The organism is Pseudomonas sp. UBA1879, from assembly GCF_002338065.1.
In the GTDB taxonomy this organism is placed as follows: Bacteria; Pseudomonadota; Gammaproteobacteria; order Pseudomonadales; family Pseudomonadaceae; genus Aquipseudomonas.
On sequence record NZ_DDHJ01000023.1, the window covers coordinates 125,541 to 149,173 of the forward strand.

Genomic DNA, 23,633 nt, shown 5'->3' on the forward strand with positions numbered 1-23,633 from the left:
TCAAAAGGTCCGTGGATTACTCGTCAGCGTTATCGCTGTTGTCGCTGTCATCACTGTCAACGCCTTCAGCGTCAGAGTGCTCAGGACGGTCGCGACGCTCACGGCGCTCACTGCGGTTCTCTTCAGCCTTGAGCATTTCGGATTGGCCAGTAACGGCTTCGTCGCGACGAATGACAAGGTTACGGATCACGGCATCGTTGTAGCGGAAGTTGTCTTCCAGCTCAGCCAGGGCTTTGCCAGTGCACTCAACGTTCAGCATCACGTAGTGAGCCTTGTGAACATTGTTGATTGCGTAGGCCAGTTGACGACGGCCCCAATCTTCCAGACGGTGGATCTTGCCGCCGTCTTCTTCGATCAGCTTGGTGTAACGCTCAACCATGCCGCCGACTTGCTCGCTCTGGTCCGGGTGAACCAGAAAGATGATTTCGTAATGACGCATGAATGCTCCTTACGGGTTGTAGCCTGCCACCGAAGCGGTCAGACAAGGAGTGAATAACACGGGTTTATCTTGCACAGGAACAGGCACGTGAGCGCCTGCCATGACAGCAAGGGGCGCAATTGTAGAGAAGGGTCAGGGACGGCGCAAGGCAATTGGTGATTATTTGAACAGGAGCAGCTTCAAGCCGTAAGCTGCGAGCTACAAGCCGTCCGTTGACTGGCTTGAGCCTGCAGCTTACAGATCGTTACTTCCGCGAAGCAGCAGCCTTCGCGCTGCGTTGGCGCATCGCCTCGAACAGGCAAACACCTGTTGCCACCGAGACGTTCAAGCTGCTGACGCTACCTGCCATGGGCAGGCGAACCAAGTAGTCGCAGTGTTCACGAGTGAGGCGGCGCATGCCCTTGCCTTCAGCCCCCATGATCAAGATGGTCGGGCCAGTCAGGTCCTGCTGATACAGCTCTTGCTCGGCCTCACCCGCCGTACCGACGACCCACAGACCGCGCTGCTGAAGCTTTTCCAGCGTACGAGCCAAGTTGGTGACTGCGACGAGAGGAATCACTTCCGCCGCGCCGCAGGCGACTTTTCGCACGGTCGGCGTCAAGGTCGCAGACTTGTCTTTCGGCACGATCACAGCCAACGCACCCGCAGCATCGGCGGTACGCAGACAGGCACCAAGGTTGTGCGGGTCTGTCACGCCATCTAGCACCAGAATCAGCGGCGCGCCTTCGGTCCGATCCAGAAGCTCGTCGAGCATCGCTTCGCCCCAGACCTGGCTCGGGCTGACGTCTGCCACAACACCCTGATGGACGCCCTCAACCCACGCGTCCATTTCACGACGCTCGGCCTGCCCCACCTGCACACGGTTCTGCGCGGCGAGGTCGATCAATACTTGAACCCGAGGGTCGCTGCGACCCTCAGCCAGCCAGATCTGCTTGACCCGCTTGGGGTGATGCCGCAACAACGCTTCTACCGCGTGAACGCCGTAGATTTTTTCCAGCTGACTCATGACTTCGCCTTAGGTTTACGCACACTGCCGCCCTTCGGCGCTGAAGCGGAGCCCGATTTCGAAGGGCCCTTGCGGTGTTTACTCGGTTTTGCGGCCTTGCCGGAAGGCGCGGAATCACTCCGCGACGACTTTCCCGACGATGCCTTGCTACCACCCTTCGCTTCTGCCAACAGCGCTTTTTTCATCTCCCGGCTTTTACGGACTTCAGCGTTTTTAGCGGCGGCATCGCTGGGGCGATAAGCTTCGACAACCGGCTCTTTGGTAGCACTACGACGGCTTGGACGGGAGGCGGTGGCCTTGTCCTGCTCTTTATCCTTCGTCTTGCTCGCAGCTGCAGGCTCAGCGACCTTGCGTTTGCGCCCCACTGGCGCGCTGGTGGTTTTCTCAGACATTTCAAAGTCGATCTTGCGCTCATCAAGGTCGACGCGCATGACCCGCACTTCAACGGTGTCGCCCAGGCGGAAGCTACGGCCCGTGCGCTCGCCCGCCAAACGGTGATGAACCGGATCGAAGTGGTAGTAATCGCCTGGCAGCGCGGTCACGTGGACAAGGCCTTCGACATAGATGTCGGTCAGCTCGACGAACAGCCCGAAACCGGTCACCGCCGTGATGACGCCCGGGAACGACTCACCCACGCGATCTTTCATGAACTCGCACTTGAGCCAGTTCACCACGTCGCGGGTGGCTTCGTCGGCACGGCGTTCGCTCATCGAGCATTGCTCGCCCAATTGCTCCAGCGCCGCTTCGTCGTAGGGATAGATACGCGCCTTCGGAATCGAAGCCGCCCCCGCGCGCCGCACATGAGGCGTGTCTTGCTTGGAGCGGATGACGCTGCGAATGGCGCGGTGCGTCAGCAGGTCCGGGTAACGACGAATCGGCGAGGTGAAGTGCGTGTAGGCCTCATAATTCAGACCGAAGTGGCCGTTATTATCCGAGCTGTACACCGCTTGGCTCAACGAACGCAGCATGACGGTCTGGATCAGGTGGTAATCCGGACGATCCTTGATGGTTTCCAACAGCGCCTGATAATCCTTCGGCGTCGGGCCGTCCTTGCCCTTGTGCAGGGAAAGGCCCAGCTCGCCCAGGAAGGCGCGCAGCTTTTCCAGGCGCTCAGGCGGCGGGCCGTCGTGGACGCGATACAGCGCAGGGATTTCATGCTTCTTGAGGAATTCGGCAGTGGCCACGTTGGCGGCCAGCATGCATTCCTCGATCAGCTTGTGCGCATCGTTGCGGGTCGTCGGACGAATCTCGGCGATCTTGCGTTCCGAACCGAAGATGATGCGGGTTTCTTGCGTCTCGAAATCGATGGCGCCACGGGTGTGGCGGGCCGCCAGCAGCACTTTGTACAGCGCATAGAGCTGCTTTAGGTCAGGGATGACTTCTTTGTACTCGCCACGCAATTGGCGGGCTTCGCTGGTTTTCGGGTGCTCCAGAATCGAACTGACCTTGTTGTAAGTCAGGCGCGCGTGGGAGTGGATCACCGCTTCGTAGAACACATAGTCCGTCATTTCGCCGGATTTGGAGATGGTCATCTCGCACACCATCGCCAGACGGTCCACCAGTGGGTTCAGCGAACAAAGGCCGTTGGACAACTGCTCTGGCAGCATCGGCACGACGCGCTCCGGGAAATACACCGAGTTGCCACGCACTTGAGATTCGGCGTCGAGCGCGGAACCGATCTTCACGTAGCTGGAGACGTCCGCAATGGCGACGTACAGCTTCCAACCACCTGAAAACAGGCGCAGCTTGCCAGGTTTGGCTTCGCAATACACCGCATCATCGAAATCGCGAGCGTCTTCGCCATCAATGGTTACGAATGGCAAGTGGCGCAGATCGACGCGGTTTTCCTTGTCCTTTTCTTCGACTTCCGGCTTGAGCTTGGCAGCCTCTTTAAGCACCGCTTCAGGCCAGACATGGGGAATATCGTACGTGCGCAATGCGACGTCGATTTCCATGCCCGGCGCCATGTAGTTGCCTACGACCTCGACCACATCGCCCTGCGGCTGGAAGCGTGGGGTCGGCCAGTGGGTGATCTTCACTTCCACGAACTGCCCAACGCGGGCGTCGGCATTGCGACCTGGGGTGATCAGCACTTCTTGCTGAATCTTCGGATTGTCGGGAACGACGAAGCCAATGCCGCTCTCCTCGAAGTAGCGGCCAACCACGGTTTCGTGGGCCCGGGAAACGACTTCGACGATCACCCCTTCGCGACGACCGCGACGGTCCAGACCCGAAACGCGCGCCAGAGCGCGGTCGCCATCGAACACCAACCGCATCTGAGCGGGGCTCATGAACAGGTCATCAGAGCCGTCGTCAGGCACCAGGAAACCAAAGCCGTCGCGGTGACCGCTGATGCGACCGAGGATCAGGTCCAGCTTGTCGACCGGCGCATAGGTGCCGCGGCGGGTGTAGATCAATTGAGCGTCGCGCTCCATCGCCCTCAGGCGGCGGCGCAAGGCTTCGATCTGATCTTCCGTCGTCAGGCCAAACTCTGCGACCAGCTCTTCACGGGCAGCGGGCGACCCGCGCTCGGAGAGATGCGCCAGAATCAGCTCACGGCTAGGGATGGGGTTTTCGTATTTTTCCGCTTCACGAGCGGCCTCGGGATCGAGGGACTGCCAATCGGCCATTAGAATGAATTCACCTTATCTGTATGCAATTAGTTTGGCATATACCCGATTGAAACGCGAAGACAGCGTTTGTTGAGGCTTTTCGCTATTTCAAAAAAAATTCACGTCCAGGGGTTTACAGCCCCGATTGTCATCCGTAAGATGCGCCCCACAACGACGGCGCTGCCACGTTGCAGTTGAAATCACACGGCTTTTTAAACAATTAGCCAAGTGAAATCAACGCATTGCCCAGATGGTGAAATTGGTAGACACGCCAGCTTCAGGTGCTGGTGACCTTACGGTCGTGGAAGTTCGAGTCTTCTTCTGGGCACCAATTCAACGAAACCGAGCCCAGTGCTCGGCTTTGTGCATTCTGGGGTTTGTAAATTCCTGCTCGAGCAGCCATGAGGGTAGATCAGTTCCCCTGCCCTGTCCTTCCGGCCATCAACAAAGCGTCGAACTTTGCGCGCTCGCGTTCAAAACCTCATTCCGCGCTAAATTTTCTCAAAATTAAGTTGCACAAATACGAAAAATCTAATTAAATCAGCGCCATGCCCAGGTGGTGAAATTGGTAGACACGCCAGCTTCAGGTGCTGGTGACCTTACGGTCGTGGAAGTTCGAGTCTTCTCCTGGGCACCAAACAAAACAAAACCGAGCCAAGCGCTCGGTTTTGTGCTTTTCGGGGTTTGGTAAATCTTCCCCTCCTCGGACAAAGCCCGGCATGCCGGAAACGGCAATCTCTCGATTGCCGCCATCGCCAGGCCGGGCCGCTGCAGCTTATAACGCGGTTAAGCGCGGAATTGCCCCAGGCTCGCCTTCAACTGCGCGGCCAGCTTATCCAACGTCTTGCCACTGGCGGTCGTCTCGACAACGGCCTGCGCCGCCTTCTCGGCCTGGGCGTGAATCACTTCCACGCGCCCACGCACCGCCTGCGCACCTTGCGCCTGATGTTCGGCTGCACGGGTGGCCAAGCCGATTGCCGCATGGACCTGCTCGACCGAGTCTTGCACCGTTTTCTGCAAACGGGCGCTGTCGCGCAAGACTTCCAGCCCTTCCTTGGCTTTGCGCCCCGCCAGTCCGATGGTGGCTACCGCCTCTTTTGCACCGGATTGCAGCTTGGTGATGTGTTCCTGAATGTCGCCTGTCGAGCTTTGGGTTTTGCTCGCCAGCGCACGCACTTCATCGGCTACGACCGCGAACCCGCGCCCCGTCTCACCCGCACGCGCCGCTTCAATGGCGGCGTTGAGGGCGAGCAGGTTGGTCTGCTCGGCGATGCCGTGAATCACTTCCAGCACCACTTCGATCTGCTCACTTTGCTGCGCCAGGCGCTCGATGACCTGCGCACCAGTCTCAACCTGCCCCGCCAGCGCCTCGATCAGATTGCCGACTTGTGCCGAAGTCCGCGTGTTTTCATCCGTGGCCTGACGGATGTCGACGACTTGTCGCAACGCCGCCTGCATGGCCTGACTCTCGGCCTGGGCCTCGTCGGCCATCTGCGCCAGCGCCTGAAGACTCGCAGCAACTTCATCGCGCTGCAACTCGGCCGCCGCGTCGGCACCCGCGTTGCGTTTGCTCATAGCACCGATTTCAACGCCGGTCTGTCGCGCCACATCGCCCGCCTCACGGACGATGGGTTGCAGCTTGTCGACGAAACGATTGACCGCCGCCGCCATATCACCAATTTCATCATTGCTGTTGAGCTTGACCCGCTTAGTCAAGTCGCCCTCGCCCGCTGCCAGGTCATCCAATGCGCGATTGAGCAGTTGCAGGCGGAGTACGACGCGACGTCCCAGCACCACTGCCAAGGCCAGCAAAACCCCTAATCCGACCAAGACCAGGCCTACACCGATCCTCCAGCGCAGGGTTTCGGCCGCTGCCTGAACCGTAGAGCTGGTATTGGTCACCATCGCTGACGCTGCGCCTTGAGCGGCCTGCAAACGGGAACGCAACGCTGCGGAACTCTCTGCCGCCGCCCCGCCGAGGCTATCGGAAACCAGCTGCTCACCATTTCCGATGAGGGCCGCGAAACGCTTGTCGAGCGCTGCCAGGTTGGCCTCGACGGCTGCAGTTGACACCCCCATTCTCACCCTGCCGATTTCCACGCCATTCGGACTGATAACAGCCTCGACGTAGTACACCGACGGATCTTTTTGTGCAGCGTTCAGCACCTTATCCATCGCCCGCTCGCCTTCGCCCTTGGCGAGCAACGACTTGATCGACTCATTCTCACGGTTGAGGTAACGCGTCAGATGTTCGCCCTGCGCATCGTCATAGACGACAAACAGAACGTTCGGATTGCGCTGAGCACGGCGTGCGAATTCGGAAAGGGTCGGCGTGTCGCCATCCCACATGGCGCGCGGGGCAACAGCTGCGAGAAGCTCCGCCATGTCGGTAGCCGAATCTCTAAGATCAGCTTCCAGCGTTGCGCGCAGCTGCTTCTGCTCATCCTTCAGACGGGTCGAAAGCCCAGCACTCAAACGCTGACGGGTATTCTGCGAAAGGCTGTCAAGATTCGATGTCACGTCACGGCTCGCCTGCTCCAGCTCGCCAGACAAGTGTTGCGAATCTACACCGAGTCGTGTCGCCAGGTCGGCCTCGAGCGCGGTCACCGTGCTTCGGGTCAGGGCGACCGCCACCAGCACTTGCACCAATAAGGCGATACCGAGAGCGATGAATACGGGCCGCAACAAGCGGCTACGGAGAAGCGAAAGGACGGCTGACACTGGAAATTCCCCCACCACAAACGCCATTAAAATGATGGCATTTCTTTTGATGATATTTCCAGCAAGGGTCGTGCCGTTCTTACTCCCTTTATCAGTCGGGCAAAAGAAAGGGCCGCCCAAGCGACCCTTCTTCTTTTATTTCAATGCCTTATCAGCCAAACGGATGACGCAATACGATGGTTTCGTTGCGATCCGGACCTGTCGAAATAATGTCAATCGGCGCGCCGACCAGCTCTTCGAGGCGCTTGATGTACGCACGCGCATTGGCTGGCAATTCTTCCAGGGTTTTAGCACCCAGCGTCGACTCCGACCAACCCGGGACTTGCTCGTAAACCGGCTCCAGGCCGATATAGCTATCGGCGTCGGTCGGCGCTTCAATCACGGCACCGTTTTCGTTCTTGTAACCCACACAGATGTTGATGGTTTCAAGACCGTCCAGCACGTCCAGCTTGGTCAGGCAGATGCCCGAAATGCTGTTGACGTCGATGGCACGACGCAGGATAACGGCGTCGAACCAGCCGCAACGACGGGCACGGCCAGTGGTGGCGCCGAACTCATGACCCCGCTTGGCCAGAAAGGCGCCCACGTCGTCGAACAGTTCGGTCGGGAACGGACCTGAGCCAACACGGGTGGTGTAAGCCTTGGTGATGCCCAGAATGTAGTCGATGAACATCGGCCCAACACCCGAACCGGTGGCAATGCCGCCGGCAGTGGTATTGGAGCTGGTCACGTACGGGTAGGTGCCATGATCGATGTCCAGTAGCGATCCTTGGGCGCCTTCGAACATGATGTCTTTGCCAGCGCGACGCATTTCATGCAGGGCAGCGGTGACATCGAGCATCATTGGCTTGAGCTGCTCGGCGTATTCCATGCACTCGTCGAGCGTCTTCTGGAAGTCGATCGCGGGCTCTTTGTAGTAATTGACCAGCACGAAGTTGTGGTAATCCAGCAACTCGCCCAGCTTGGCGGCGAAACGCTCGCGGTGGAACAGGTCACCGATGCGCAGGCCGCGACGCGCGACCTTGTCTTCGTAGGCAGGGCCGATGCCACGGCCGGTCGTACCGATCTTGAGCTCGCCGCGGGCCTTTTCACGGGCCTGGTCCAGCGCCACATGGTAGGACAGGATCAGCGGGCAGGACGGGCTGATGCGCAGACGCTCGCGCACTGGAATGCCCTTCTCTTCCAGCTTGGTGATTTCACGCATGAGCGCATCAGGAGCCACGACCACCCCATTACCGATCAGGCACTGCACGCCTTCGCGCAGCACACCGGACGGAATCAGGTGCAAAACGGTTTTCTCGCCATCGATCACCAGGGTGTGACCGGCGTTGTGGCCGCCTTGATAGCGCACTACCGCGGTAGCATGTTCGGTCAGCAGATCTACGATCTTGCCTTTGCCCTCATCACCCCATTGGGTGCCCAGGACTACGACATTCTTACCCATAACACTTGTCCTCATTCACGCAAACTGGGTGCCGGCTGCCGCCGACTGGAAAACTCAAGAGGCCAGCGGCATAACCTGCCAACGCTCGCCGTGCTGAATCAAATGCCGATCGCAGTCGGCTTCTTTCGCTGCCGAGACCGACTGGCCCGGCAACGCCTGAACCACGCGCTCACCATCGGCACGCAACTGGCAGACAGCCTGCCAGAGCGCCCAATCGGTACTGTCAGGCATCCAGATACCGCCAGACGGTAGCTCGATCTGCGCCTGCCCCAGCGTAACCAGGGTTTTCAAATCGGTGGAAAAACCTGTTGCTGGACGCGCGCGCCCAAAATCCGCACCGATATCATCGTAACGACCACCTTGAGCGATCGACTGACCGACACCGGGCACGAACACCGCGAACACTACGCCCGTATGGTAGTGATAGCCGCGAAGCTCGCCGAGGTCGAAATACAACGGCAAATCCGGGAAACGAGCCGACAGACGCTCTGCAATTTCAATCAGATCATCCAGGGCGTCGATGACCGGAGCAGGCGCCCTGGCCAGACGTTCGCGCGCAGCGGCCAGCACGTCGCGGCCTCCGCACAGATCCACCAACGCTCGCAGCATGGCGGCCAGATCCGCTGGCAGGTTCTCGGTCAGCGTAATAACCTCATCGATGGCCTTGCGTTGTAGCGCATCAAACAGCTGCTGCTCGACCTCACCCGACAAGCCTGCGGCACGGGCGAGCCCACGATAGATGCCGACATGGCCCAGATCCATATGCACGTCAGGCACATCGGCGAGTTTAAGCATAGCCAGCATCAGGCTGATCACTTCGACGTCGCTGCTCGGGCTGGCGTCGCCGTACAATTCGGCGCCCAGTTGGATCGGGCTGCGCGAGGACGATAGAGCGCGAGGCTGAGCATGCAGCACGCTGCCGGCGTAGCACAGACGGCTCGGGCCTTCGCGGCGCAGGGTATGCGCGTCGATACGAGCGACCTGAGGCGTGATGTCCGCCCGGAAACCCATTTGCCGACCCGATTGTGGGTCGACCACCTTGAAGGTGCGCAGGTCCAGATCCTGGCCCGCTCCCGTGAGCAGGGACTCAAGATATTCGATGTGCGGGGTGACGACGAACTCATAGCCCCAGCTCTGAAACAGATCCAACACCTGACGACGCGCAACTTCTATGCGCGCAGCTTCCGGCGGCAGTACTTCTTCGATGCCATCCGGCAGCAGCCAGCGGTCAACCGTTGCCATTACGCCTTTCCCCTATGATCCGGGCGGCCAACCCTTGGGCAAGCCTTGAGTGAAGCAGACAGCGCCTGCGACCCTGTCCGAGGATGCAGCATCCCCGGACAAATCGAGCCGCCACTTGAGCGGCACTGTCCTCGAAAAAACTGCCGCGCACGAAATACGCCACGGCCAATCAATCGTGTAGACGCAAAAAAGCCGGGAATTTCCCGGCTGCCGCATCATACACACGTTTTACCGTGCGATCACCCCGCCAAGCCGTTTTGCCGCCCGGCGGAGTGATCGATCAGGGTTTGGATTACGGTTTTGCTTTCTCCAGATAGCGAAAGAATTCGCTGCCCGGATCAAGGACCATCACGTCACTTTTGTTGGCGAAGCTTTCGCGGTAAGCACGCAGGCTGCGGTAGAACGCATAGAACTCCTGATCCTGACCGTACGCCTTGGAGTAAATGGCAGCGGCTTGAGCATCGCCATCACCGCGGGCCTCTTCAGACTCACGATAGGCTTCGGCCAGCAGCACGCGGCGTTGACGATCGGCGTCGGCACGAATGCCTTCTGCCAACTCGTTACCCTTGGCGCGGTGCTCACGAGCCTCACGCTCACGCTCGGTGCTCATGCGCTCGAACACGCTGCGGTTCACTTCCTTCGGCAGATCAATGGCTTTGACGCGAACGTCGATCACTTCGATGCCCAGCTCTTTTTCAGCCATCTTGTTCAGTGAGGCCGTGATATCCGCCATCAATGCATCACGCTCGCCCGACACGGCTTCGTGCAGGGTGCGCTTACCGAACTGGTCACGCAGGCCCGACTCCAGACGACGAGACAAGCGCTCATCGGCGATCTGCTTAAGGCCCGATGTTGCGGTGTAGAAACGCTCAGCGTCCTTCACGCGCCATTTGGCATAGGCATCGACCATGACTGCTTTCTTTTCCAGCGTCAGGAAACGCTGAGTCGGTGCATCCAGCGTCAACAGACGGCCATCGAACTTGCGCACCTGGTTCACGTAAGGAACCTTCACATGCAGACCCGGCGGAACATCGGCCTGAACCACACGACCGAATTGCAGGAGCACCGCACGCTCAGTCTGAGCGACGATGTAAAAGCTGTTCCAGGCCACGACGGCCAGTACGACACAGACAATCAAAGCGACCAGAGATTTATTGCTCATCAGCGAGTCTCCCTAGTACGCGTGTCACGTTGCTGTTGCAGGTCCGCAGCTCGGGAGCCGGGATCCACCGCGGTGGCCGAAGCCCCGCTCGACGACGATGTCGAACCGCTACGACTGCTCTCGATCATTTTGTCCAATGGCAGGTAAAGCAGGTTGTTCTGACCTTTGTCGCCGGTCACGAGCACCTTGCTGGTGTTGCTGAACACTTCTTGCATCGTGTCCAGATACAAACGCTCCCGGGTGACTTCCGGCGCCTTGCGGTATTCAGCGACGAGTTTGGTGAAGCGATCGGCCTCACCTTTGGCGCGCGACACCACTTCGTCGCGGTAGCCGTTGGCATCTTCGACGATGCGTTGGGCCTGCCCACGGGCTTCTGGAATCACACCATTGGCGTAGGTTTCGGCCTGGTTGCGCGACCGCTGCTCGTCTTCACGGGCGCGGATCACGTCGTCGAACGCTTCCTGAACTTCACGCGGCGCGGCTGCGCTCTGGACGTTCACCTGGGTCACGGTAATACCGGTGCGGTAGGTATCGAGGAAACGCTGAAGGCGGTCCTTGATCTCGCTTGCCATCAGCTCACGGCCTTCGGTCAGCACCTGATCCATGGCAGTCGAACCCACCACATGGCGCAAGGCACTTTCCGTAGCGTGCTGCAGGCTGACTTCAGGCTGATCGACGTTCAGCACGAAATCCTGCAGGTTGGTGATTTTGTACTGCACGGTCAGCGGCACTTCGACAATGTTTTCGTCTTCAGTAAGCATCTGGCCCTGCTTGCTATACGCACGCTCGCGGGTCACGTTTTCAAGATACTTACGATCGAACGGCGGGAAATAGATGTTCAGACCCGAACCGACCGTTTCATAGTATTTCCCGAAACGCAGGACGACTGCCTGCTCTTGCTCGTCGACCACGTAAATAGCGTTGTAAAGCCAAATGGCGAGCAGCACGACAAGTCCGATACCGAGCAGGCCAAAACCGCCGCCCTTGCTCGAACCGCCACCACTGCCACCGCCGTCGCCACCACTGCGTTTTTTACCACCACCGAACAACCCATTCAGGCTTTCCTGCAGCTTTCGGAAGGCCTCGTCGAGATCCGGTGGCCCCTTGCGGTCGCCGCCCTTGCGCTTACCACCCCAAGGATCCTGATTATTCGAGTTGCCACCCGGCTCATTCCAAGCCATAGCGCTCTCCATCTGATAAAGCAAAGACGCGCCCGCGGCGCGCCGACCAATGCTACAGAATGCCCGTCGAAGCAGCACAACCGCTTCTTCAGGCTTTTATTGCAAAGTGTGTTGCTCGATGAATTCCAGCGGCTGCAGTCCTTCGCGACTCACCAGGCGATTGAATTCAACTCGGGGTAAACGTACTGCCAACAGGCTCTGACCTTCATCATCGTGTTCTTCGCTCTGCACCGCACCCAGCTGGAAAAACTGGGCCCGGAGCCGGGCGAAGCGTTGCGACAGACACAGTGTGCCGACGAACAAATCGTTGCCCAAGAGCTCGGCGATAGCCTGTTTGAGCAAGTCCAGACCGCGACCGTCATGGGCGGAAACCCAGACCCGCTGCGGTTTGCCATCGGGATCGCGCTGTATCTGCGGCTCGACGCCCTCAAGCAAATCGAGTTTGTTATAGACCTCCAGTATCGGCAAGTCCTGGGCTCCGATCTCGCCCAGCACCGCCATGACCTGTTCGATCTGCTCCATGCGATCAGGCTCGTGAGCGTCGATCACATGCAGCAGAAGGTCGGAGTTGCTCGACTCTTCGAGGGTTGCCCGGAAGGCCTCAACCAGTTTGTGCGGCAGGTGGCGGATGAATCCCACCGTGTCTGCCAGTACGATCGGTCCCAAATCGTCGAGTTCGAGACGACGCAGCGTCGGGTCCAGCGTGGCGAACAGTTGATCAGCAGCGTAGACGTCGGAATTCGTCACCGCATTGAACAGCGTCGATTTGCCGGCGTTGGTGTATCCGACGATGGAAACGGTCGGGATGTCAGCGCGGGAACGACCACGGCGGGCCTGATCGCGTTGACTGCGGACCTTTTCCAGACGGCTCTTGATTTGACGCAGGCGAACCCTTAGCAAGCGACGGTCCGTCTCCAGCTGGGTTTCGCCCGGACCGCGCAGACCGATACCTCCGCCCTGACGCTCAAGGTGTGTCCATCCCCGGACCAGACGCGTACTCATGTGTTCGAGCTGTGCCAGCTCGACCTGCAACTTACCTTCATGAGTCCGCGCGCGCTGAGCAAAGATGTCGAGAATCAGGCCCGTACGGTCAAGCACGCGACACTCGAAAACGCGTTCGAGGTTACGTTCCTGACTGGGTGTAAGGACATGATTGAAGATGACGATATCGGTCTTTTCGGCGTGAACCAGGTCGCGCAATTCCTCGACCTTGCCACTGCCTACCAGATATTTGGCCGTTGGCCGATGCCGTGGCACGTTGATGAATGCAACGATATCGGCACCTGCCGAAAGAGCCAACTCTCGGAACTCCTGCGGATCTTCGCGCGCCTCAGGGTCCTGACCATCCAAATGAACGAGGATTGCCCGCTCACCACCACCGTGGCGCTCAAAGAACAAGGCAGACTCCTATCAGGCGTTACCTGGCTCGGCGTCAGCCTGGTCGGATTCGGTCGCGCTTGGCAGACGAATAGGACGAACCGGAACGACGGTCGAGATGGCGTGCTTGTAAACCATTTGGCTGACAGTGTTTTTCAGCAAAATAACGAACTGGTCGAAAGACTCGATCGTGCCTTGCAGCTTGATACCGTTGACCAGATAAATCGAAACCCCAACCTTTTCTTTACGCAAAGTGTTCAGGTAAGGGTCTTGTAGCGAATGCCCTTTTGACATGTGCCGCACTCCTTTAAGGATCAATAGAATAAATTCAAAAATAATGGCTTGGGCCGTTACCCCCCAAGGATAGACGGCTATTGCAAGGACTCAGCTCAATATGGAGACCGATCCCAGGTATTTCAAGGTGCGTGGCAGATTGTCGCAAGCCAGGCTGTCCAACCAGTTTAAATTTTCCCAGCTTCGCAACCAGGTGAACTGTCTTTTGGCCAACTGGCGGGTGGCGATGATGCCGCGTTCCTGCATCTCGTCCCTGGTCAGCTTGCCGTCGAGATGGTCCCAGACCTGGCGATACCCTACAGCTCTTATAGACGGTAAATTCGAGTGCAGGTCACCCCTCGAACGTAACGCCACCACTTCTTCAACGAATCCTTCATCAAGCATTTGCCTGAAACGCAACGCGATTCGATCGTGCAGTACCTTGCGATCCTGAGGAGCGATCGCGAGATTTGCGACAGTATAGGGCAATTGATGCCGCCCCGAACCGCCAGCTTGAGCAGTTTGCGCAGTTTGTTGCTCACGGTGTGCCGTCATGCTCATCCCGCTGACCCGGTAAACCTCGAGCGCCCTCACCAGCCGCTGCGGGTCGTTGGGATGAATTCTGGCCGCTGATACCGGATCGACACGCCCCAGCTCATCGTGCAACGCCTGCCAGCCGTGGCTGAGGGCTTCTGCTTCCAGTTGCGCACGCACCTCGGCGTCAGCCGCTGGCATGTCGGCCAGCCCCTCTAATAGAGCTTTGAAATACAACATGGTGCCACCGACCAGCAGGGGAATTTTTCCTTTGCCAGTGATTTCAGCCATCGCCTGCAATGCGTCGGTACGAAAATCCGCGGCAGAGTAGCTATCCGACGGCTCGAGGATATCGATCAACCGGTGCGGATACTGGTCCAAAAGCGCTTTCGAAGGCTTGGCGGTGCCAATGTCCATACCGCGATACACCAGCGCTGAATCGACGCTGATCAGCTCGCAAGGCAGCACTTTGGTCAGTTCGATGGCCAGATCAGTCTTGCCGGCGGCGGTAGGCCCCATCAGGAAGATGGCAGGAGGAAACGCACTCATCAGCGACCGCGCAGGAACAGTTTGTCGAGGTCGTCCAGACCCAGTTGGGTCCAGGTCGGTCGGCCGTGGTTGCATTGACCGCTGCGCTCGGTATTTTCCATGTCACGCAGCAGGCCGTTCATTTCCGGAATTGCCAGACGCCGATTCGCTCGCACAGCCCCGTGACAGGCCATCGTGCCGAGCAATTCGTTCATGTGCGCCTGCACTCGGTCGCTGGTGCCGTACTCCATCAGATCGGCCAGCACGTCGTGCACCAGCCGATTGGCCTCGGCCTGTTTGAGCAAGGCTGGAATCTGACGGATCGCCAGGCTTTCAGGACCCAGACGCTGCAACTCGAACCCCAGTTGCTGAAAGGTCGCCAGGTGCTCTTCAGCACAGTCGGCTTCACGCTGACTGACCGCAATCGATTCCGGCACCAGCAGCGGCTGGCCACTCAGGCCCTCACTGGCCATGGCAACCTTCAACCGCTCATACATGATCCGCTCGTGGGCGGCGTGCATGTCCACCAACACCAGGCCGTGGGCGTTTTCGGCCAGGATATAAATACCTTTGAGCTGAGCCAGTGCGTAGCCCAGCGGCGGAATGTCCCCCTGAGATTCAGGCAGGGAAACGGCAACCGTCGCGGAAGGATTCGCCTGCGCGCCCGGAAGCGGAGCAAAAAACGCGCTGTATGCCGCCCGCGCTTCTTCTGCGGGCAGCACCGAGGAAGGACGTGGCGTGTACTGATATTGATACCCCGCGCCACTGCCAGAGCCCGCCGCCGGGCTCGCGCCTGCGTCAGGCGAATTCCACGCCGAGCCTTGCGGAGTTTCCAGCACATTGTTGGCCAGGCGCATTTCGCCTTGCGGCCCGAACTCGCCTGCTTCGGGCCCTGTCGGACGCACCAATGCGGTGACCGAGGTCGTACCAGCCACTTGGTCTTCGGGGCGCACATCGCCAAGCGCGCGATGCAACGTGCCATAAAGGAAGTCGTGCACCATGCGTCCGTCGCGGAAGCGGACTTCGTGCTTGGTCGGGTGCACGTTGACGTCGACCACAGCAGGATCGACCTCGAAAAACAGCACGAAGGTCGGATGACGACCATTGAACAGCACGTCTCGGTAGGCCTGGCGGACCGCGTGGGCGACCAGCTTGTCGCGGACCGCCCGGCCGTTGACGAAGAAATATTGCAAGTCGGCCTGACTGCGAGAAAACGTCGGCAACCCGACCCACCCCCAAAGCTTCAAGCCATTACGTTCGACTTCGATCGGCAGCGCCTGCTCGAGAAAGCCCGGACCGCAGACCGCGGAAACGCGCCGCGCTCGGGCCACGTCATCGCGGGCTTCGTGAAGGCTAAGAATGGTTTTGCCGTTGTGGCGCAGATGAAAAGCAACGTCAAAACGCGCCAACGCCATGCGCTTGATCACTTCCTGGAGGTGATCGAACTCGGTTTTTTCGGCCTTGAGGAATTTGCGCCGGGCAGGCGTATTGAAGAACAGGTCACGCACTTCTACCGACGTGCCCACCGGGTGCGCAGCCGGTTGAACGCGAGACGCCATGTCACGGCCCTCGGTTTCCACTTGCCAGGCCTGTTCAGCATCCCGAGTGCGAGAGGTCAGGGTCAAACGGGCCACGGAGCTGATCGAGGCCAGAGCTTCGCCCCGAAACCCAAGACTCATGACCCGCTCGAGGTCTTCCAGCTCACGAATCTTGCTGGTGGCGTGACGTGCCAGCGCCAGTGGCAGGTCATCGGAAGAAATGCCGCCGCCATCGTCGCGAACGCGCAGTAATTTGATGCCCGCCTGTTCGACGTCGACATCAATGCGACGAGCGCCGGAATCAAGGCTGTTTTCCAGCAACTCTTTGATAACCGACGCCGGGCGCTCGACCACTTCCCCCGCCGCAATCTGGTTTGCCAGTCGCGGGCTCAGCAGCTGAATGCGCGCAGCGTCGGCAGTCGGGAGGACAGCACCGGGGCTAACGTCGAAACCCTGCTCATCGAGCAACAGATCCGTCACGGCTCACCTGCCAATTCCGTACTCGGAATCTTCAGTTGCTGGCCGACCTTCAATTCATCGGACTTCAGGTGATTGGCCGAACGCAGCGTCGCCATGCTCATGTCGTAGCGGGCAGAGATCATGCTCAGTGACTCACCCGGCCGCACCATGTGTTCACGCGGCCCCATGGCCAGCTTGCCGTTGTCCCGCAACCAGGCGATGTAAGTGCCCTGCGGCGGGTTTTGCTGGAAGAACTGTTTCACGCCCGCCGTGATCGAGCGCGCCAAGGCCTGTTGATGGCTGGCGCCCTGGAGCTTGTTGGCCTCGGCAGCGTTGGAGATGAAGCCGGTTTCCACCAGGATCGACGGGATGTCAGGCGACTTGAGCACCATGAAGCCCGCCTGCTCGACCCGTGCCTTGTGCAGCGACGTCACGCGGCCGATGTTGGTCAGGACTTTCTGCCCGACATTGAGGCTTGAGGTCAGCGACGCGGTCATCGACAAATCGAGCAAGACGCCTGCGAGCATGCGGTCTTTGTCGTCAAGACTCACAGCGCCTGCGCCGCCGATCAAGTCGGAACGGTTTTCGCTGTCCGCGAGCCAGCGCGCAGTTTCGGAGGTGGCACCCCGTTCGGACAACGCGAACACCGATGCGCCGAACGCCGCCGAGGACGGTGCAGCGTCAGCGTGAATGGACACGAACAGGTCAGCCCCCTTTGCTCGGGCGATTTCCGTCCGCTTGCGCAGAGGGATGAAGTAATCGCCCGTACGGGTCAGCTCAGCGCGGTAGCCTTTCTCGGCATTGACTTGACGCTGCAACTCCTTGGCGATGGACAGTACCACGTTCTTTTCTTTCTCCCCGCGACTGCCCGACGCCCCCGGATCTTCACCGCCGTGTCCGGCATCGATGACCACAACGATGTCGCGCTTACCGTTAGGCACGGGCGGGAGCTTGATTTCAGGTTTAGACGGGCTGACCGGCACCGCAGGCGCAGCGGGCGCCACCGTGGCAGGGGTGTCGGCCACTGACGGGGGCGGATTGGCGTCGGAGGGGTTGTCATAAAGGTCGACCACCAGCCGGTTGCCGTACTGCTGGTTCGGCGCCAGCGTGAAGCTCTTTGGGGTCACAGCCTTTTTCAGGTCAATGACCACACGCAGGTCGTCCGGCGTGCGCTGTGCCGAACGCATGCTGGTAATCGGCGTATTGGCCGTCGGGATGTTCAGCGCGCCGCCCAGCGTCGCGCCATTGATGTCAATGACCAGACGGTCCGGAGACTGAAGGGTGAAGACGCTGTGCTGAACCGGGCCAGACAGGTCGAACACCAGTCGGGTGTTATCCGGAGCACGCCATAAGCGGACACTTCGTACCTGTGAAGCGGCCAACGCATCGACGGCCAGGGTCGTCAGCAGCAGTCCAATCACAGTAACCAGCGCGCGCATGCGCATACCTAACCCCATATCTATTTGAATTCCAAAGCCAAAGCGGCACACCATTTCTCACCGCGCGAGCTTTCAGGGCTCAGAGTCAGCGCTCGACCTTCCGCGTGCGGCCTAATGGTAATGATCAGGTCAGGCTTTGGCAAAAAGCCCGCACCGAGAGTGGGCCACTCGATCAGGCAAAGGGCCTCCCCTTCGAAGTAATCCCGTATGCCGAGGAATTCTAGCTCTTCTGGATCTACAAGTCGGTAAAGATCAAAGTGATACGCGCGATTTCTCCCAATCTCGTAAGGTTCTACGAGGGTGAACGTCGGGCTTTTTACTGCGCCTGCATGGCCCAATCCACGGATGATTCCTCGCGACAAGGTGGTCTTGCCTGCACCTAAATCACCTTCAAGAAAAATAATCCCATTGCTTTCAGTGACTTGGGCAATTCGCGCACCAAAGTCGGTCATTGCTTCTTCACCCGCCAGGTGCAGGGTTAACTCAGACACGGTTGTTGTTCCTCTAAGAGCGTGCGAATGACAGGAATCAGATCAGTGGCAGCCATCCCCCGACCGCTGGCGCCGCATTGCTCTCCGGCCACTGCATGCAACCAAACCCCAAGACAGGCGGCCTCGAACGGCGGCATCTTTTGCGCCAGCAACGCGCCAATGACGCCCGCCAGCACGTCACCCAAACCGCCGGTCGCCATGGCCGGATGGCCATGATCAACCAGCGCCAGGTCGCCTGCGGGATCGGCGATCAGACTGCCGCTGCCTTTCAGCACACACACGGCGTTGAATTTTTGCGCCAGCGCCCTGGCCGCCGAAGGGCGGTCGGCCTGGACGTCTTGAGTACTCACGTCCAGCAGACGCGCCGCCTCGCCAGGGTGTGGGGTGATCACGCAGCCCGTAGGTAACTCCACCCACCCGGCCGCCAGCTGGTTCAGCGCGTCAGCGTCCCAGACTTGAGGCCGGTCAGCATTGGCCGCTGCGGACAACAGACTCCGCCCCCAGCTGTGCTGTCCTAGCCCCGGTCCAACGACCAAGACTGTGGCGGGTTCGATCAAGGCCATGAGTTGATTGGCCGAGCTGATGCCAGCGCTCATGACTTCCGGAAAGCGCGTTAAGGCAGCGCTGATGTGTTCCGGCCGGGTCGCCAGCGTGACCATGCCCGCACCGCTGCGTAAGGTGCTTTCAGTGGACAGCAGCGCTGCGCCACCAAAACCGAGGTCGCCCCCTATGACCAATACGCGGCCAAACATGCCTTTATGGGCGGTGCGCGGACGCGATTTAAGGGTTGGCAAATTAAAGGTATCAAGACGCTTAACGCTGACAGGGGCCTGCTCGACAATGCTGGTATCAGCCTGCAGGTCGTCAAACACCAACTCGCCGACGAGGTCCGGCGCATCGCCCGTGAACAGGCCGACTTTGAGGCCGATGAACGTCACGGTCAGGTCAGCACGTACCGCTACCCCAAGGCTCCGGCCGGTGTCCGCGCACAGCCCCGACGGGATATCGACCGCCACCACCGGCAGGCCGCTGTCGTTGACGGCCTGGATGACCGACGCATAAGGGTCGCGAATATCGCCGCGCAGTCCGGTTCCGAGCAGGGCATCCACCACAATCCCACCCAGCGCCTGTGGCTGCCACGGCCGAATGTCCACCTGATCGCTCGATGCTTCTTGATAAGCAGCTTGGGCATCACCCCTCAGCGCCGAGCAATCGCCTACGGCCAATACGGTTACCTGCCAGCCTGCGCGTTTGGCCAAGGCCGCAATCAAATAGCCATCGCCCGCGTTGTTGCCATGGCCTACCAGTACAGTGAGTTGCCGGCCATCAGGCCAGTGGCGACGTATCGCGCGCCAGGCGGCGTGTGCGGCACGGTGCATGAGCTCGAAGCCGGGCGTGCCGGCGGCGATCAGGCGAGCGTCAAGGTCGCGGACCTGTGCGGCGCTGTACAGTGCGTCGGGAAATGGCGGTTTGCTGTGCAACATGCGTCTTTGGGCTCCGATGTCTGGCAGAATTATACGCACCTGCGCCCCGGTGTCCTCCTTGCATGTCCGCGATTACTGTAGATCCAGCCACACATTCCGCGCCCTTGTCGGCCGCGGCGTTGTCCGAACTTGCCCAATCGATCAAGGAATGGGGGCGCGAACTCGGCTTTCAACAAGTGGGCATCTCGGGGCTGGATCTGGCGGAACATGAGCAGCATCTGGAGCGCTGGCTCGAAGCCGGGTATCACGGCGAGATGGACTATATGGCAGCGCACGGCAGCAAACGTTCGCATCCGGACGAACTGGTGCCGGGCACGCTGCGGGTTGTCTCGCTGCGCATGGATTATCTGCCGGGCGATACGCAAATGGCGCAGTTACTCGCTCAGCCGGAAAAGGCCTACGTGTCGCGCTATGCGTTAGGCCGCGATTATCACAAACTCATCCGCAAACGCGTGCAACAACTCGCCGAGCGCATTCAGCAGGTGATCGGAGCCTTTGGTTTTCGGGCGTTCGTCGACAGCGCACCGGTCCTGGAAAAGGCGATTGCCGAACAAGCCGGGCTCGGCTGGATTGGCAAAAACACGCTGGTGCTCAATCGTAAAGCCGGGAGTTACTTTTTCCTGAGCGAGTTGTTCGTCGATCTCCCCCTGCCGACCGACGCCCCCCATGTGTCCGAACATTGCGGTCGTTGCACGGCCTGCCTGGACGTGTGCCCGACCAACGCCTTCATTGGGCCATACGTGCTGGACGCCCGGCGCTGCATCTCCTACCTGACCATCGAGCTGAAGACGTCGATTCCCGAGGAACTGCGTTCAATGATCGGCAATCGGGTATTTGGCTGTGACGACTGCCAGATCGTTTGCCCCTGGAACCGCTTTGCCCGCCCCACAGATCAGAACGATTTCAAACCACGCCATGGCCTCGACAACGCCGAACTGACGACGCTGTTTTTGTGGGACGAAGACACTTTCCTCAGCAACACCGAAGGTTCGCCACTGCGACGCGCGGGGTATGAGCGTTGGCTGAGAAACCTGGCCGTCGGGCTCGGCAATGCACCTTCGTCAATTCCGGTTATTGAGGCTTTGAAAGCGCGACGCGAGCACCCGTCAGAGATGGTGCGCGAGCATGTAGAGTGGGCGTTGCGACAGCACGGCATCTGTCAGCCAACGTAAAGCCTGTAGGAGTGAGCGTGCTCGCGATAGGGTCCTTTCATACGCTGCATCTTTGAATGTGTCGAAGCATCGCGAGCGAGCTCACTCGTACGGACGTCTGCACTCAGTCTCAAACTCAATGCCCGTCCTTGTACACAAACTTGGGCATTTCCCATCGATATCGAATCGCCAACAGACGCAGCAGCAACCCACCCGACAGCGTAATCAGCGTGCCTTGTTCGATGGGCAAACCCTGCCACTGACACAGCAAAAAGCACCAGGCCGCTGCGAACGAGACACTGGCATACAGCTCGCGTCGGAAGATCAGCGGGATATCGTTACAGAAGATATCGCGCAGGATGCCGCCAAAGGTTCCGGTGATCACGCCGCTGACTGCCGCGACCATCATGCCCAATCCCATGTCCAGGGCCGTGGTGCAGCCGATGATCGTGAATGCCACCAGACCTAGGGCGTCAAGCACCAGGAACAGCGAGCGCAGATGGCGCATGAGCGGCGCGATCAAGATCGTCAACAGCGCCGCGACCGTCGTGAGAATCAAGTATTCAGGATGTTTAACCCACGTCAGCGGGTAGTGCCCCAGCAGCACGTCGCGCACCGAACCGCCACCCAGCGCCGTAATGCAGGCGATCAGCACCACACCGAACCAATCCATGCCCCGACGGCCAGCTGACAGCGCGCCGGTCATGGCTTCGGCAGTGATAGCGATCAGATAAAGCATCAGCAGCATGGTGGCGATCCGTGCGAAAAAGGCGGCGTAACGAGAACGCTTCAGGCGCTTGCTTGCCCGCGATAGCTTGTTACCGGCCAAGTATTGGTTAACCGGGACGCTGTTATCACGGCAAGCGAGCGCCTACAGGACGAGTCAGACCTTGATGAAATGCTCGCGATAGAACCGCAGCTCGGCGATGGATTCACGAATGTCGTCCAATGCGAGGTGGGTGCTGCCTTTCTTGAATTTCAGCTCCGGCGACCAGCGCGCGGCCAGCTCCTTGAGCGTCGAGACGTCGAGGTTGCGGTAGTGGAAATAGTTTTCCAGAATCGGCATGCGCTTATAAAGGAAGCGCCGATCCTGACAGATGCTGTTGCCGCAGATCGGCGAGCTGCGCTCGGGCACCCATTGTTTGATGAAGTCCAATGTCAGGGCTTCGGCTTCGGCAGTGGAAATCGTGCTCTCGCGCACGCGTTGGGTCAGGCCCGAACCGCCGTGCTGACGGGTGTTCCACTCGTCCATGCCATTGAGCAGCTCATCGCTTTGATGCACGGCGATGACCGGGCCTTCGGCCAGCGTGTTCAATTCGCTGTCGGTGATGATGGTCGCCATTTCGATGATGACGTCGGTATCAGGGTCCAGACCGGTCATTTCCAGGTCGATCCAGATCAGATTCTGCTTGTTCTGCATATGTCGGCTCCTAAGCGTAGGCGCGCAGTTTAGCGTAGGTAGGCGTGTTAGACTCCCGGCGTTTCACTCAATCAGCAGCTTTACGTTTCATAAAACGGATCACTGAACACCCATGGCCAAACGCCAACTCAACCGCCGCCAGAACTGGCGCATCGAAAAGATTCAAGGCGAGCGCGCTGCCCGTGCCGCCAAACGTGAATCGCAAGCCCTTGAAACGCTGGAAGGCGGTGACCTGGGTCCCGAGCAGACGGGACTGGTCATCGCGCATTTCGGTGTTCAGGTGGAAGTCGAGGCGCAAGAAGGTGAGCTCAGCGGTCAGGTGTTTCGGTGTCACTTGCGCGCCAATCTGCCGGCCCTGGTGACAGGGGACAAGGTCGTCTGGCGTGCGGGCAATCAGGGCATTGGCGTGATCGTCGCCCAGTTGCCGCGCAACACCGAGCTGTGCCGCCCTGATACGCGCGGCCAGCTCAAGCCGGTGGCCGCCAACGTCGACATGATCGTTATCGTATTCGCGCCCGCGCCCGAGCCTCACGCCAACCTGATCGACCGCTATCTGGTGGCCGCAGAGCATGCAGGCATTCGCCCGTTGTTGCTGCTGAACAAATTCGACCTGATCAATGACGAGAACGCCCCGGCGTTAAACGCACTGCTGGCGGTGTATCGGACATTGGGCTACCCAGTGCTGGAAGTGTCGGCCCATCACGGCGACGGCATGCAACAGTTGCAAGACCTGCTCGACAGTCACATCAGCGTGTTCGTCGGTCAATCGGGGGTGGGCAAATCGTCGCTGGTCAATAGTCTCCTGCCGGAAGTCGGCACGCGGGTCGGGCCGTTGTCGGAATATTCCGGGCAAGGCACGCACACCACAACCACCGCCCGCCTGTTCCACTTCCCCCGAGGCGGCGACCTGATCGACTCCCCCGGCATCCGCGAATTCGGCTTGGGTCATGTGAGTCGTGCCGACGTCGAAGCCGGGTTCATCGAATTCAACGACCTGATCGGCCGCTGCCGCTTCCGCGACTGCAAACATGACCGCGAACCCGGCTGTGCCCTGCTCAAAGGCCTGGAAGATGGCACCGTGCAGCAGCAACGGATGAACAGCTACCGCTCGATCATCGCGAGTTTGCCGGAT

At 59.6% G+C, this 23,633-nt stretch carries 19 protein-coding genes and 2 tRNA genes; 4 read left to right on the forward strand and 17 right to left on the reverse strand.

What is annotated here, in order from left to right; translation table 11 throughout:
- Window positions 1-16 precede the first annotated feature (16 nt).
- The 3 genes from rpsF to rnr form a co-directional block, all read right to left on the reverse strand.
- Complete coding sequence (gene rpsF / locus B3N48_RS25110; protein WP_062379020.1) at window positions 17-439, reverse strand: 30S ribosomal protein S6; 423 nt, start codon at window positions 437-439, stop codon at window positions 17-19.
- A gap of 244 nt (window positions 440-683) precedes the next feature.
- Window positions 684-1,445, reverse strand: coding sequence for a 23S rRNA (guanosine(2251)-2'-O)-methyltransferase RlmB (gene rlmB, locus B3N48_RS25115; RefSeq protein WP_296188298.1), 762 nt, complete (start codon window positions 1,443-1,445; stop codon window positions 684-686).
- Window positions 1,442-4,075 (reverse strand): ribonuclease R, encoded by a 2,634-nt coding sequence (rnr, locus tag B3N48_RS25120; RefSeq protein WP_296188300.1) that lies wholly within the window; start codon window positions 4,073-4,075, stop codon window positions 1,442-1,444. The genes rlmB and rnr overlap by 4 nt, the downstream gene beginning before the upstream one ends.
- 226 nt (window positions 4,076-4,301) lie before the next feature.
- Between rnr and B3N48_RS25125 the strand changes: the two genes are divergently transcribed.
- Both B3N48_RS25125 and B3N48_RS25130 read left to right on the forward strand, forming a co-directional pair.
- Window positions 4,302-4,388 (forward strand) — tRNA-Leu (locus B3N48_RS25125).
- 219 nt (window positions 4,389-4,607) lie between these two features.
- Window positions 4,608-4,694, forward strand: a tRNA-Leu gene (locus tag B3N48_RS25130).
- Window positions 4,695-4,843: 149 nt separating this feature from the next.
- Here B3N48_RS25130 and B3N48_RS25135 read toward each other — a convergent pair.
- The 12 genes from B3N48_RS25135 to B3N48_RS25190 form a co-directional block, all read right to left on the reverse strand.
- Window positions 4,844-6,778 carry a methyl-accepting chemotaxis protein gene (locus B3N48_RS25135; protein ID WP_296188302.1) on the reverse strand — a complete coding sequence of 645 codons (1,935 nt, stop codon included), beginning with the start codon at window positions 6,776-6,778 and terminating at the stop codon, window positions 4,844-4,846.
- Between the two features lie 151 nt (window positions 6,779-6,929).
- Window positions 6,930-8,222, reverse strand: coding sequence for an adenylosuccinate synthase (locus B3N48_RS25140; protein ID WP_296188304.1), 1,293 nt, complete (start codon window positions 8,220-8,222; stop codon window positions 6,930-6,932).
- Between the two features lie 54 nt (window positions 8,223-8,276).
- Window positions 8,277-9,464, reverse strand: coding sequence for an ATP phosphoribosyltransferase regulatory subunit (locus B3N48_RS25145; RefSeq protein ID WP_296188306.1), 1,188 nt, complete (start codon window positions 9,462-9,464; stop codon window positions 8,277-8,279).
- A gap of 292 nt (window positions 9,465-9,756) precedes the next feature.
- A complete protein-coding gene (hflC, locus tag B3N48_RS25150) occupies window positions 9,757-10,626 on the reverse strand; it encodes a protease modulator HflC (protein ID WP_296188307.1) in 870 nt (289 codons plus the stop codon).
- The gene (hflK, locus tag B3N48_RS25155) at window positions 10,626-11,807 is read right to left on the reverse strand and encodes an FtsH protease activity modulator HflK (protein WP_296188309.1); all 1,182 of its coding nucleotides are present in this window, start codon (window positions 11,805-11,807) and stop codon (window positions 10,626-10,628) included. The genes hflC and hflK overlap by 1 nt, the downstream gene beginning before the upstream one ends.
- Window positions 11,808-11,903: 96 nt before the next feature.
- Complete coding sequence (gene hflX / locus B3N48_RS25160) at window positions 11,904-13,205, reverse strand: ribosome rescue GTPase HflX (RefSeq protein ID WP_296188312.1); 1,302 nt, start codon at window positions 13,203-13,205, stop codon at window positions 11,904-11,906.
- A 12-nt stretch (window positions 13,206-13,217) separates the two neighbouring features.
- Window positions 13,218-13,478, reverse strand: a complete 261-nt coding sequence (gene hfq, locus B3N48_RS25165) for an RNA chaperone Hfq (RefSeq protein WP_062379035.1) — start codon at window positions 13,476-13,478, stop codon at window positions 13,218-13,220.
- A gap of 90 nt (window positions 13,479-13,568) precedes the next feature.
- On the reverse strand, window positions 13,569-14,540 hold the full coding sequence (gene miaA / locus B3N48_RS25170) for a tRNA (adenosine(37)-N6)-dimethylallyltransferase MiaA (RefSeq protein ID WP_296188315.1): 972 nt from the start codon (window positions 14,538-14,540) through the stop codon (window positions 13,569-13,571).
- Entirely contained in the window at window positions 14,540-16,525 is a 1,986-nt protein-coding gene (gene mutL, locus B3N48_RS25175; RefSeq protein WP_296188343.1) for a DNA mismatch repair endonuclease MutL, read from the reverse strand. The genes miaA and mutL overlap by 1 nt, the downstream gene beginning before the upstream one ends.
- Window positions 16,526-16,533: 8 nt before the next feature.
- Window positions 16,534-17,973: an N-acetylmuramoyl-L-alanine amidase gene (locus B3N48_RS25180; protein ID WP_296188317.1), complete on the reverse strand. Its 1,440-nt coding sequence runs from the start codon at window positions 17,971-17,973 to the stop codon at window positions 16,534-16,536.
- A gap of 2 nt (window positions 17,974-17,975) precedes the next feature.
- Entirely contained in the window at window positions 17,976-18,446 is a 471-nt protein-coding gene (gene tsaE, locus B3N48_RS25185; RefSeq protein ID WP_296188319.1) for a tRNA (adenosine(37)-N6)-threonylcarbamoyltransferase complex ATPase subunit type 1 TsaE, read from the reverse strand.
- Window positions 18,434-19,930 (reverse strand): NAD(P)H-hydrate dehydratase, encoded by a 1,497-nt coding sequence (locus B3N48_RS25190; protein WP_296188321.1) that lies wholly within the window; start codon window positions 19,928-19,930, stop codon window positions 18,434-18,436. Before B3N48_RS25190 ends, tsaE begins: the two co-directional genes overlap by 13 nt.
- A 62-nt stretch (window positions 19,931-19,992) precedes the next feature.
- Here B3N48_RS25190 and queG point away from each other — a divergent pair, with 62 nt between their 5' ends.
- On the forward strand, window positions 19,993-21,102 hold the full coding sequence (queG, locus tag B3N48_RS25195) for a tRNA epoxyqueuosine(34) reductase QueG (protein WP_296188322.1): 1,110 nt from the start codon (window positions 19,993-19,995) through the stop codon (window positions 21,100-21,102).
- A 115-nt stretch (window positions 21,103-21,217) separates the two neighbouring features.
- On the opposite strand, the gene B3N48_RS25200 is transcribed toward queG, so the two are convergent.
- Window positions 21,218-21,829 carry a trimeric intracellular cation channel family protein gene (locus B3N48_RS25200; protein WP_296188324.1) on the reverse strand — a complete coding sequence of 204 codons (612 nt, stop codon included), beginning with the start codon at window positions 21,827-21,829 and terminating at the stop codon, window positions 21,218-21,220.
- Between the two features lie 135 nt (window positions 21,830-21,964).
- The gene (orn, locus tag B3N48_RS25205) at window positions 21,965-22,501 is read right to left on the reverse strand and encodes an oligoribonuclease (RefSeq protein ID WP_296188327.1); all 537 of its coding nucleotides are present in this window, start codon (window positions 22,499-22,501) and stop codon (window positions 21,965-21,967) included.
- Between the two features lie 112 nt (window positions 22,502-22,613).
- On the opposite strand from orn, the gene rsgA reads away from it, so the two are divergent.
- Window positions 22,614-23,633 (forward strand): small ribosomal subunit biogenesis GTPase RsgA (gene rsgA, locus B3N48_RS25210; protein ID WP_296188328.1); only part of this gene is annotated, 1,020 nt, incomplete at its 3' end.

Bases quoted from the DNA above. Each gene is read 5' to 3' on its own strand.
- B3N48_RS25180 (WP_296188317.1), bottom strand. From the start codon at position 17,973: ATGGGGTTAGGTATGCGCATGCGCGCGCTGGTTACTGTGATTGGACTG.
- rnr (WP_296188300.1), bottom strand. From the start codon at position 4,075: ATGGCCGATTGGCAGTCCCTCGATCCCGAGGCCGCTCGTGAAGCGGAA.
- rpsF (WP_062379020.1), bottom strand. From the start codon at position 439: ATGCGTCATTACGAAATCATCTTTCTGGTTCACCCGGACCAGAGCGAG.
- B3N48_RS25140 (WP_296188304.1), bottom strand. From the start codon at position 8,222: ATGGGTAAGAATGTCGTAGTCCTGGGCACCCAATGGGGTGATGAGGGC.
- hflK (WP_296188309.1), bottom strand. From the start codon at position 11,807: ATGGCTTGGAATGAGCCGGGTGGCAACTCGAATAATCAGGATCCTTGG.
- B3N48_RS25200 (WP_296188324.1), bottom strand. From the start codon at position 21,829: ATGCTGCTGATGCTTTATCTGATCGCTATCACTGCCGAAGCCATGACC.
- B3N48_RS25190 (WP_296188321.1), bottom strand. From the start codon at position 19,930: ATGTTGCACAGCAAACCGCCATTTCCCGACGCACTGTACAGCGCCGCA.
- miaA (WP_296188315.1), bottom strand. From the start codon at position 14,540: ATGAGTGCGTTTCCTCCTGCCATCTTCCTGATGGGGCCTACCGCCGCC.
- B3N48_RS25145 (WP_296188306.1), bottom strand. From the start codon at position 9,464: ATGGCAACGGTTGACCGCTGGCTGCTGCCGGATGGCATCGAAGAAGTA.
- orn (WP_296188327.1), bottom strand. From the start codon at position 22,501: ATGCAGAACAAGCAGAATCTGATCTGGATCGACCTGGAAATGACCGGT.
- hfq (WP_062379035.1), bottom strand. From the start codon at position 13,478: ATGTCAAAAGGGCATTCGCTACAAGACCCTTACCTGAACACTTTGCGT.
- hflC (WP_296188307.1), bottom strand. From the start codon at position 10,626: ATGAGCAATAAATCTCTGGTCGCTTTGATTGTCTGTGTCGTACTGGCC.
- queG (WP_296188322.1), top strand. From the start codon at position 19,993: ATGTCCGCGATTACTGTAGATCCAGCCACACATTCCGCGCCCTTGTCG.
- rlmB (WP_296188298.1), bottom strand. From the start codon at position 1,445: ATGAGTCAGCTGGAAAAAATCTACGGCGTTCACGCGGTAGAAGCGTTG.